General features: G+C 36.4%; 9 protein-coding genes. All 9 read left to right on the top strand.

Going from position 1 to position 11,103, the window contains the following annotated elements; genetic code table 11:
• Positions 1–526: 526 nt before the first annotated feature.
• Genes secY2 through asp5 form a run of 9 tightly spaced genes read left to right on the top strand, consistent with a single transcriptional unit; the run spans position 527 to position 10,916 of the window.
• A complete protein-coding gene (gene secY2, locus ADI58_RS03870; RefSeq protein WP_049521536.1) occupies positions 527–1,744 on the top strand; it encodes an accessory Sec system protein translocase subunit SecY2 in 1,218 nt (405 codons plus the stop codon).
• 9 nt (positions 1,745–1,753) lie between these two features.
• The gene (asp1, locus tag ADI58_RS03865) at positions 1,754–3,334 is read left to right on the top strand and encodes an accessory Sec system protein Asp1 (RefSeq protein WP_049521535.1); all 1,581 of its coding nucleotides are present in this window, start codon (positions 1,754–1,756) and stop codon (positions 3,332–3,334) included.
• Positions 3,318–4,850 (top strand): accessory Sec system protein Asp2, encoded by a 1,533-nt coding sequence (asp2, locus tag ADI58_RS03860; RefSeq protein ID WP_049521534.1) that lies wholly within the window; start codon positions 3,318–3,320, stop codon positions 4,848–4,850. The genes asp1 and asp2 overlap by 17 nt, the downstream gene beginning before the upstream one ends.
• On the top strand, positions 4,847–5,287 hold the full coding sequence (asp3, locus tag ADI58_RS03855) for an accessory Sec system protein Asp3 (protein ID WP_049521533.1): 441 nt from the start codon (positions 4,847–4,849) through the stop codon (positions 5,285–5,287). Before asp2 ends, asp3 begins: the two co-directional genes overlap by 4 nt.
• Entirely contained in the window at positions 5,280–7,652 is a 2,373-nt protein-coding gene (secA2, locus tag ADI58_RS03850) for an accessory Sec system translocase SecA2 (protein ID WP_049521532.1), read from the top strand. The genes asp3 and secA2 overlap by 8 nt, the downstream gene beginning before the upstream one ends.
• 12 nt (positions 7,653–7,664) lie before the next feature.
• A complete protein-coding gene (gtfA, locus tag ADI58_RS03845; RefSeq protein ID WP_049521531.1) occupies positions 7,665–9,176 on the top strand; it encodes an accessory Sec system glycosyltransferase GtfA in 1,512 nt (503 codons plus the stop codon).
• The gene (gene gtfB, locus ADI58_RS03840; RefSeq protein ID WP_049521530.1) at positions 9,169–10,506 is read left to right on the top strand and encodes an accessory Sec system glycosylation chaperone GtfB; all 1,338 of its coding nucleotides are present in this window, start codon (positions 9,169–9,171) and stop codon (positions 10,504–10,506) included. Before gtfA ends, gtfB begins: the two co-directional genes overlap by 8 nt.
• A 1-nt stretch (position 10,507) precedes the next feature.
• The gene (gene asp4 / locus ADI58_RS03835) at positions 10,508–10,687 is read left to right on the top strand and encodes an accessory Sec system protein Asp4 (protein ID WP_001278708.1); all 180 of its coding nucleotides are present in this window, start codon (positions 10,508–10,510) and stop codon (positions 10,685–10,687) included.
• A 4-nt stretch (positions 10,688–10,691) separates the two neighbouring features.
• A complete protein-coding gene (asp5, locus tag ADI58_RS03830; RefSeq protein WP_049521529.1) occupies positions 10,692–10,916 on the top strand; it encodes an accessory Sec system protein Asp5 in 225 nt (74 codons plus the stop codon).
• Positions 10,917–11,103 lie beyond the last annotated feature (187 nt).

Genomic DNA, 11,103 nt, shown 5'->3' with positions numbered 1-11,103 from the left:
CAATCAAGCAAAAGAAGCAGGACTTCAAAATACGGAAATTTTTAAACGCTATGCGGAGCTTCTATATTTATTAAGTGATTAAACGATTTATTTTCTTGGCTTATAGATAGCGCAATCTACTATCTTTTAAGGAGATATAATATAGTCAAAAAATAATGTAATTTTACGTTTAACATTGAATAAAGTGATGAAAATATTGATAGGTCTTTTATATCTTGTAGGCACTCAAAAGCAGATTTTTTCTGCTTTTTTTGATATAATTAGGAGGGCAGAAATTGTATACTATAAAATTTTAAGCTGTATTTATATTTATAGTTGTCTTATTTTAAAATAGTTTTCTAGATAGAGTGTAGTGAAAAGGAAGTAGTCAAAAATGAAGGATGAAATTCTGAGAATGCTACTTCCTTCTATTCTGTAACTCGAAGAGCAAAAAATACTATGTTTGAACTAAAAGGCTATATTTGTCTTTTATTATGTGCTGAAAGTTAGATGATTTTCTAGAAGTTAATAAAACAAAGGATTGGATATGAAAAACATTTTTTCGTCTATAATAGTAAAAAAAGGTCTAGTGACCCTATTTTTAATTTTTATTTATGTCTTGGGAAGTAGGCTAACTCTTCCTTTTGTTAATGTGAATAGCAGAGATTTTTTAGGTGGTTCAACCGCCTATTTAGCTTTTTCTACAGCTCTTACAGGTGGAAACCTAAGGAGTCTTTCTTTGCTTTCGGTAGGCCTTTCTCCTTGGATGTCTTCGATGCTTTTATGGCAGATGTTATCTTTTTCTAAACGATTAGGGATTTCATCGCTTTCAATAGAAGTCCAAGATAGAAGGAGAATGTATATAACCCTATTTATTGCGATTATACAGTCATTGGCCATTTCATTAAACCTTCCTATCCAGCCGATCTTTTCTTCAACTCTGATTATTTTGATGAATACTCTTTTGCTGATTGCAGGAACCTTCTTTTTAGTTTGGTTGTCAGATATCAATGCTATCAACGGTGTAGGCGGCCCGATGGTTATTTTATTATCAAGTATGGTATTAAATATTCCACAGGATATGATTGAAACTTTTAAAGTTATTCAGATCTCTTATGCTAGTATATTATTATTAGTTTTGATGGGGGTTGCCTTTACCTATATTGTTTCAATCTTGTATCGAGCAAGATATCGTCTACCCTTACATAAAGTTGGTTTACATAGTCGCTTTAAGAGGTACTCGTATTTTGAAGTGATGTTAAATCCTGCTGGGGGAATGCCTTATATGTATGTTATGACTTTTATGAGTTTACCCACCTATGTATTACTTCTTTTACATTCCTTGTTCCCAGAAAATCCTATCTATATGGAGTTATCTAACCAATATAAGATGGGAGAACCACTGTGGATTTATTTATATATTGCTATCTTATTTCTTTTTAGTATTGCATTTGCATTTGTGAATATGAGTGGAGATCAGATTGCTGATCGAATGAAAAAATCAGGTGAATATATTTATGGGGTTTATCCAGGCGAGGAGACTAGTCGCTTTATCAATCGTTTAGTTTTACGTTTTTCCATTGTGGGAGGAATTATTAATGTGATTATGGCTGGTTTACCAATGCTCCTTGTTTTACATGATGAAAAACTGTTACGAGTTGCTATGATTCCCGGATTGTTTTTAATGCTTAATGGGATGATTTTTAATGTAAAAGATGAAGTAAAGGCTTTAAGACTAAACGAAACTTATAAACCACTTATATAGGAGGTGACTATGTATTATTTTATTCCAGCATGGTATGGAAGTGAACGACCATGGCATTTTGACCTAATTCCTTGGTATCGTACTTCTTTTAAACTTGAATTTGATGATACCTTTAATCAACTTAGATTATTACAGGAGCAGGGCTTACGTTCGCAGTTGTTGGTTTTATCCTACCAACCTCATCTTCGTTATTTTTTACATCGTCATGGTGTTTTAGAGACAGATGCCTATTCTGTATTTGATGATATGCAAGATTTTTCTGTTGAACATTCACAGGTTTTAAATCTTAAAGATATTGAGTGGGATAATGAGTGTGAATTTATCTATAGTCCATTTGCTATATTGGTACAAAAAAAGGGTAGACCTTATGCTCAGGTAGAACATGGTGTTGAAGGATTTATCAGTGATATCCAATATTTTAATAGAGAGGGTCAACGTTCTGAACGATTTATTATGGATGACAGGGGCTTGGTGTCCAGTGTTATCTATTTTAAAGATGATATACCTTACTATCAAGATTATTTGAATACTAAGGGAATTTGGCAGTTTAGAGAGCACTTACAGGAAAGTGGACGTATTGAGATTAATCCAATATTTGGTTATCGTTTTAAATTATTGAGTTACAATCACATAGGAGAGATAGTAGAGGAATTCTTTCAAAAACAACTGAATAAAATTTATAAAAAGAATAATTTATTTATTATTCCAGCACATCAAGTTCATAATGATTTGATTTTGAAGACTCTACCTGAGGAAAGTCATAAGATTTTGAGTCTTTTTATTGATCGTAATCCTCAAGATACTTTTAAGATGTTATCGTCAACGTTTAATAAGGTAGACTTCACCTTGGTAGATAGGGAAGATAGTCTTCAAATTTTGAAAGAATTATATCCAGAAAATGAACAATGTTTTAAACATTTGTCTCCTTTTGATACTCGCCTACGTTTGGGGCGTAGCCAGACAAGAAAAACCTCTTTTATTTACTATCAATTGAATTTTAAAGAGGGTATTGATGAAGAGGGTATATATCAAGTATTAGATTTTGTTTCTAAAACAAAGGATGTAGAATTGATATTTGGCACCTTTGCGACGAATGAAGAACTGCTAGAGCAGTTTGAATCCTCAATTCAAAAAATGATACAAGATAGAATCGATAGTCAATCATTGGAAAAAGATGGGGGCTATGGGGATTCAGAAAATCCTTTAGAAGATAATAAAATAGAGAGTCTGAAATATCAAATTATCAACATGAATGATGAATTGGATTTAATTAAAACCTTGGAGTTTGTACGTTTAATTGTGGACTTGAGTAACCTTCCTCATCTTTATACTCAAATTGCTGGAATTAGTGCAGGAATTCCTCAAATTAATAAGGTAAAAACAGTCTATGTGGATCATTTGAAGAACGGTTATCTTATTTCGGATTTATCAGAACTCCAAGAGGCTATCCATTATTATTTGGATACACTTAAAGAGTGGAATCAATCCTTAATTTACTCCGTAGAAAAGATTAAGGAACATACAGGACAGATGTTTTTAGAAAAACTCCAAAATTGGATAGGGGAAATTACAGATGTCAAAAAATCTTAAAATTTTACAAATTGGAATTTACAATTGGAAACATTATTTTGAAATTCCTGATAATATGGATTGGTATTATTTTTGTCCTAATTCTTCTCTTGCTTTGAGAAAAATGATGGAAATGGATGGGATTACCAGTTTTCATATTGTTTTAATAGAGGACGGTCAGTATCTGAAAGATTTACTTCCGTTTATAAATAACATAGAACCTCATACTCTTTTATATAACCAAAATTTTGAAACGGCAGATTTGACCATTTCATCATTTCTAAAAAAATCTTGTGCTCAAGCTGTTGATTTTTCAGAACCTCAAACATTATTGGAAGATTTATCGACTTCGCTGTTTGGTGGCGGATATGGAGATAAACTACAGTCGTTCATGTTACAAGTTAATCCTAGTTTTCAGGGTTCGATTTCTTATCAAGGATTTGAACATTTAACATTAGAGGGAGATTTTGGAGAAGAATTTTCCCAGCTAGCCTTTTGGAGCTATAATGTGATGTTAGAGGAAGAACATCCTATTGAATTGTGGTTAGAGTATGAAAAAAGTGATGGGGTAGAATTTCAAGTTAGCATCAAGAAAATAAAACAAGGATCAGTTTCAGAAATTGCGGAGGAGATAATCCTAAATGAATATGATTTGGAAAAGGCATTCGTCATTCCGGGTGAATCCAAAGGTTATTTAGCAATTTCAATTCTAGCACGTGGTCAGGGGATTCTTAAATTAGGAAGTTTACACAGACGTTGGACTCGTAAGCAATTTGGTAAGTTTTTCTTGGGGGGGAATATCTTACATGATAGTAAGCGTGAAGAAATTAATTATTTTTTCCATCCTGGAGATTTTAAGCCTCCATTGAATGTATACTTTGCAGGGTATCGTTCTGCGGAAGGTTTTGAAGGATATTACATGATGAAAAATCTTGGATGTCCTTTCATCTTGTTTTCTGATCCACGTATTGAAGGTGGTGCCTTTTATTTGGGAAGTGATGAGCTAGAAAATAAGGTAAAGGAAACGATTCTTCACTATCTAGATTATCTAGGATTTGATAAGAAAGATTTGATTTTGTCAGGTCTTTCTATGGGAACATTTCCATCTCTTTATTATGGTGCCTCCTTTGAACCTCATGCTATCATTGTCGGTAAACCTCTTGCCAATATTGGAACGATTGCTGGCCGTGGACGGTTAGAAGCTCCAGGAGTATTTAATACATCCTTTGATATTCTGCACCATCAAACTGGAGGAGTTAGTTCTAAACATATGTTGGAATTGGATCAACGTTTTTGGAAAGTTTTTAAACAAGCAGATTTTTCAAATACAACCTTTGGCCTATCTTATATGAAGGATGAAGATATGGATAGTCATGCTTATGAACAACTAGTTGATCACTTATGCCATACAGGAGCGAAAATACTTTCCAAAGGAACAGCGGGACGACATAATGATGATACGAATACCAATGTGGCTTGGTTTTTGCACTTTTATCGTATGGTGTTAGAAGCAGATTTTGGGAGAGGTGATGAATGATTATCAAACAAAGACAAGGAATAGAGTGGGGAGAAGTTGGGGGAACATTTATGTATGGTACTCAAGTATTCTATCACAGTAAAGATCATGTCAGTCTCTATAATCCTTTGGTAACATCTGGAGAAATTTTGAGGAGCTGGTCTTCTAGTTTAAACTATCAAGGATCTAGAACACAAGTTAGTCTGCCTTTATTAAAAAGGGGACAGGATTATCAAATAAGTATGAATTTTAATTGTCAACCCGAACAAGGATTGTATATAAAAATTAGATTTTTTGACCGATACGGGTCTGTAATTGAAGAAAAGGTAGAAAAAGTTAAACAGTTTATATTTACTTATCCCAAAGAAGCTTACACCTATGAAGTTTCTCTTTTAAGTGCAGGTTTTGAGTCGTTAGACTTTTATGATTTTTATATCGAGGAGATGAATCATGATTAAAAGTTTTGGTCAAGATTTCCAGTTGAGGAAAGTCAAAAGGATTTTAAAAAAGATTAATGCCCTAAAAGGGGAAATGGAGTCTCTATCTGATCAAAAATTAGCGGCAAAAACAGTGGAGTTTCGCCATCGTCTTGCTAAAGGAGAAACGGTGGATGATCTTTTGGTTGAGGCATTTGCAGTAGTACGCGAAGCAGATAAACGAGTGTTAGGAATGTTCCCCTACGATGTACAGGTCATGGGAGGAATTGTTATTCATCAAGGTAATGTAGCGGAGATGAATACAGGTGAGGGGAAAACCTTGACAGCTACTATGCCTGTTTATCTTAATGCTTTAACAGGCAAGGGCACGATGGTTATTACAACAAATGAGTATCTTGCTAAGCGTGATGCTGAAGAAATGGGGCAGGTTTATCGTTTTTTAGGCTTGTCCATTGGTATTCCCTTTACTGAAGAATCTAATGAAGAATTAACACCAGAAGAAAAAAAAGAAATCTATAAGTCAGATGTTATTTATACGACAAATAGTACTCTAGGTTTTGATTATTTAAATGATAATCTCGCTGCAAATGAGGAAGGGAAATTTTTACGTCCTTTTGATTATGCTATTATTGATGAAATAGATGATATTTTACTTGATAGTGCTCAAACTCCTCTGATTGTTGCTGGTGCTCCTCGTGTTCAGTCAAATCATTATGGTATTATTGACACCTTAGTAACGACTTTAGTTGAGGGAGAAGACTATATTTTTAAAGAGGAAAAAGATGAGGTTTGGTTGACTACAAAGGGTGCCAAAGCTGCTGAAAGTTTTCTAGGAATAGATCATTTTTATAAGGAAGAACATGCAGTATTTGCTCGGCACTTAGTCTATGCAATTCGGGCTCATAAACTTTATACAAAAGATAAGGACTATATCGTTCGAGGGGATGAAATGGTACTAGTCGATAAAGGGACAGGGCGTTTAATGGAAATGACAAAACTGCAGGGAGGACTTCATCAGGCCATTGAGGCGAAGGAACATGTTAAATTATCTCCAGAAACGAGAGCTATGGCTTCTATCACCTATCAGAGTCTCTTTAAGATGTTTAAAAAAGTCTCTGGAATGACGGGGACAGGTAAGGTGGCAGAAAAAGAGTTTATTGAGACTTATAATATGGCAGTTATTCGTATTCCAACTAATCGTCCTAAACAACGGATTGATTATCCAGACAATCTCTATGTTACTTTACCTGAAAAAGTGTATGCTTCTTTGGAGTACATCAAAGAATACCATCGTAAAGGGAATCCCCTATTGGTCTTTGTTGGTTCTGTGGAAATGTCCCATCTTTACTCATCTCTTTTATTACGTGAAGGAATTGCCCATAATGTTCTAAATGCTAATAATGCTGCGCGTGAGGCACAGATTATCTCAGAGTCAGGACAGATGGGGGCTGTGACAGTGGCAACCTCTATGGCAGGACGTGGTACGGATATCAAACTGGGTAAGGGAGTCGCAGAACTCGGGGGCTTGATTGTTATTGGAACGGAACGGATGGAAAGTCAACGGATCGACCTACAAATTCGTGGGCGTTCTGGACGTCAGGGAGATCCTGGTATGAGTAAGTTTTTTGTATCCTTAGAGGATGATGTTATTAAGAAATTTGGTCCATCTTGGGTGCATAAAAAGTATAGAGACTATCAAGTTCAAGATATGGCGCAGCCTGAAATACTGAAAGGTCGCAAGTATCGTAAATTAGTTGAAAAGGCTCAAAATGCAAGCGATAGTGCTGGACGTTCAGCGCGTCGTCAGACTCTAGAGTATGCCGAGAGTATGAATATCCAGCGGGATATGGTTTATAAGGAACGAGATCGTCTAATAGATGGCTCTCGTGACTTAGAGGATGTTGTTGAGGGAATTATTACTAGTTATATAGATCAAGTGACTGCTTCAAATTATGAAAGCCGAGAGTTGCTCTTCCATTTTCTAGTGACCAATATTAGTTTCCATGTTAAAGAAATTCCAGATCATATAGATGTGACTGACAAGACTGCAGTTCGCAGCTTTATGAAGCAGGTGATTGATAAAGAACTGTCAGAAAAGAAAGAATTACTTGATCAACATGACTTGTATGAGCAGTTTTTACGACTTTCTTTGCTCAAGGCTATTGATGATAATTGGGTAGAACAGGTAGACTACCTTCAGCAATTGACTATGGCGATAGGATATCAGCCTGCTGCTCAGAAAAATCCGATTGTAGAATACTATCAAGAGGCCTATGCAGGCTTTGAAACCATGAAAGAACAAATTCGTGCGGATATGGTTCGTAATCTCCTGATGGGCTTGGTTGAAGTTACTCCTAAGGGAGAGATTATGACTCATTTCCCATAAAAAGAGGAATATATGACAATTTACAATATAAATTTAGGAATTGGCTGGGCTAGTAGTGGTGTTGAATACGCTCAAGCCTATCGTGCTGGTATTTTTAGGAATTTAAATCTGCCCTCTAAGTTTATCTTTACAGATATGATTTTGGCAGATAATATTCAGCACTTAACAGCCAATATTGGTTTTGATGATGATCAAGTTATCTGGCTTTATAATCATTTCACAGATATTAAGATTGCACCTACTAGCGTGACAGTGGATGATGTTTTGACTTATTTTAGTGGTGTTGAAAGTCGTAGAGAAAAGAATGGTAAGGTTTTACGTGTCTTCTTTTCTGACCAAGATAAGTTTGTCACCTGTTATTTGGTGGATGAGAACAAGGACTTGGTTCAACATGCCGAGTATGTCTTTAAAGGAAAACTGATTCGAAAGGATTATTTTTCTTACACTCGTTATTGTACCGAATACTTTGCTCCCAAGAATAATGTTGCAGTACTATACCAAAGGACTTTTTACAATGAAGACGGGACTCCGGCCTATGATATCTTGATGAATCAAGGGAAGGAAGAAGTTTACCGTTTCAAGGATAAGATTTTCTATGGAAAGCCAGCCTTTATGCGTGCCTTTATGAAATCCTTGAATTTGAACAAGTCTGATTTGGTCATTCTTGATAGGGAGACAGGCATTGGTCAGGTTGTTTTTGAGGAGGCGCAGGTAGCGCATCTAGCGGTAGTTGTTCATGCGGAGCATTATAGTGAAAATGTTACAAATGAGGATTACATCCTTTGGAACAACTATTATGACTACCAGTTTACCAATGCAGATAAGGTTGATTTCTTTATCGTATCAACTGACAGACAGAATGAAGTGTTGCAAGAGCAATTTGCCAAATATACCCCGCATCAACCAAAGATTGTTACCATTCCTGTAGGAAGTATTGATGCATTAACTGAGTCAAGTCAGGGACGTAAGCCATTTTCATTGATTACTGCTTCACGTCTTGCCAAAGAAAAACACATTGACTGGTTGGTCAAGGCTGTGATTGAGGCTCGTAAGGAAATACCTGAATTAACCTTAGATATTTATGGTAGCGGTGGAGAAGATTCTCTGCTTAGAGACATTATTGCGAATCATCAGGCTGAGGATTATATCCAGCTCAAGGGGCATGCGGATCTTGCGCAGATTTATAGCCAGTATGAGGTCTACTTGACGGCTTCTACCAGCGAAGGCTTTGGTTTGACCTTGATGGAAGCTGTTGGATCGGGTCTCCCCCTAATCGGTTTTGATGTACCTTATGGTAATCAGACCTTTATAGAAGATGGGCAAAATGGTTATTTGATTCCAAGTTCATCTGACCATGTAGAAGACCAAATCAAGCAAGCTTACGCAACTAAGATTTGCCAACTATATCAAGAAAATCGTTTGTCGGATATGCGTACCCATTCTTACCAGATTGCAGAAGGCTTCTTAACCAAAGAAATTTTAGAAAAGTGGAAGAAAACAGTAGAGGAGGTGCTCCATGATTGAACTTTATGATCGTTATAGTCAGGAAAGTCGAGATTTACATGAAAGTCTAGTCGCTACTGGTCTTTCCCAACTTGGAGTGGTCATTGATGCAGACGGTTTTCTGCCTGATGGTCTGGTATCTCCTTTTACTTATTATCTAGGCTATGAAAAGGGAAAACCTCTCTATTTCAACCAAGTCCCTGTTCCGGTTTTTTGGGAAATTTCAGGAAATAATCAGTCTGCTCGTATTGAAGATATGACACAGGAGAGAGCCGTTATTCATTATGCTGATGGAATGCAGGCTCGCTTGGTTAAACAGGTAGATTGGAAAGATTTAGAAGGTCGAGTACGCCAGGTTGACCATTACAATCGCTTCGGGGCTTGCTTTGCTACAACGACCTATAGTGCAGATAGTGAGCCAATTATGACGATTTACCAAGATGTCAATGGCCAAGAGGTGTTACTTGAAAACCATGTGACGGGTGATATCTTATTGACTTTGCCTGATCAGTCTATGCGTTACTTTGCCAATAAGGTTGAATTTATCACCTTCTTTTTGCAAGATTTGGAAATAGATACAAGTCAGCTTATCTTTAATACCTTAGCGACTCCTTTCTTGGTTTCCTTCCATCATCCAGATAAATCTGGCTCAGATGTTTTGGTTTGGCAGGAACCTCTCTATGATGCTATTCCAGGTAATATGCAGTTGATCTTGGAAAATGATGATGTGCGTACTAAGAAAATCATCATTCCAAATAAGGCGACTTATGAGCGTGCTTTAGAGTTGACTGACGAGAAATACCATGATCAGTTTGTGCATTTGGGTTACCATTATCAGTTCAAACGCGATAATTTCCTAAGACGAGATGCCTTAATCTTGACTAATTCTGATCAGATTGAGCAAGTAGAAGCAATCGTAGAAGCCCTGCCTGATGTCACTTTCCGTATCGCAGCGGTGACAGAGATGTCTTCTAAGTTATTAGATATGCTTCGTTATCCTAATGTGGTCCTTTACCAGAACGCTAGTCCACAGAAGATTCAGGAGCTCTATCAATTGTCGGATATTTACTTGGATATAAATCACAGCAATGAGTTGTTGCAGGCGGTGCGTCAGGCCTTTGAGCACAATCTCTTGATTCTTGGATTTAATCAGACAGTGCACAATAGACTCTATATCGCTCCTGATCATCTATTTGAAAGTAGTGAAGTTTCTGCTTTGGTTGAGACCATTAAACTGGCCCTTTCAGATGTTGATCAAATGAATCAGGCACTTGGCAAACAAGGCCAACATGCAAATTATGTTGACTTGGTGCGGTATCAGGAAACCATGCAAACTGTTTTAGGAGGCTAACATGTCAGACGAAGATTTATTTTACAAAGACGTTGAAGGTCGCATGGAAGAGTTGAAACAAAAACCTATCAAGAAAGAAAAAGAAACCCGAGGGGAAAAGATTAGTAAGACTTTTTCACTTTTACTGGGCTTGATGATTCTGATTGGTTTGCTCTTTACTTTGCTGGGAATTTTGAGGTAGATCTATGATTGAAATACTAATTGTTTTAGCTATTATCCTATCTCTTGCTTTGATTGTATTGGTAACTATACAACCCCGTCAAAATCAACTATTTTCCATGGATGCCACTAGTAATATTGGTAAACCAAGCTATTGGCAGAGCAATACCTTGGTCAAGGGGCTTACTTTATTGGTGAGTTTGGCCTTATTCGTTCTACTATTAACCTTTATGGTGATAACTTACAAATAAAAGAAAACTTCAGATATTCACCTTTTGTGATTGGTCTGAAGCTTTCTTTTTTATACTCAATGAAAATCAAAGAGCAAACTAGGAAACTAGCTGCAGGTTGCTCAAAACACTGTTTTGAGGTTGTGGATAGAAGTGACGAAGTCAGTAACCATACCTACGGCAAGGCGACGTTGACGTGGTTTGAAGA

Origin of the sequence: Streptococcus mitis, from assembly GCF_001074635.1 — a bacterium.
Classification (GTDB): Bacteria; Bacillota; Bacilli; order Lactobacillales; family Streptococcaceae; genus Streptococcus; species Streptococcus mitis_E.
Note: the sequence above shows the minus strand (reverse complement) of the source record. Positions and strands in the feature narration are given on the sequence as shown.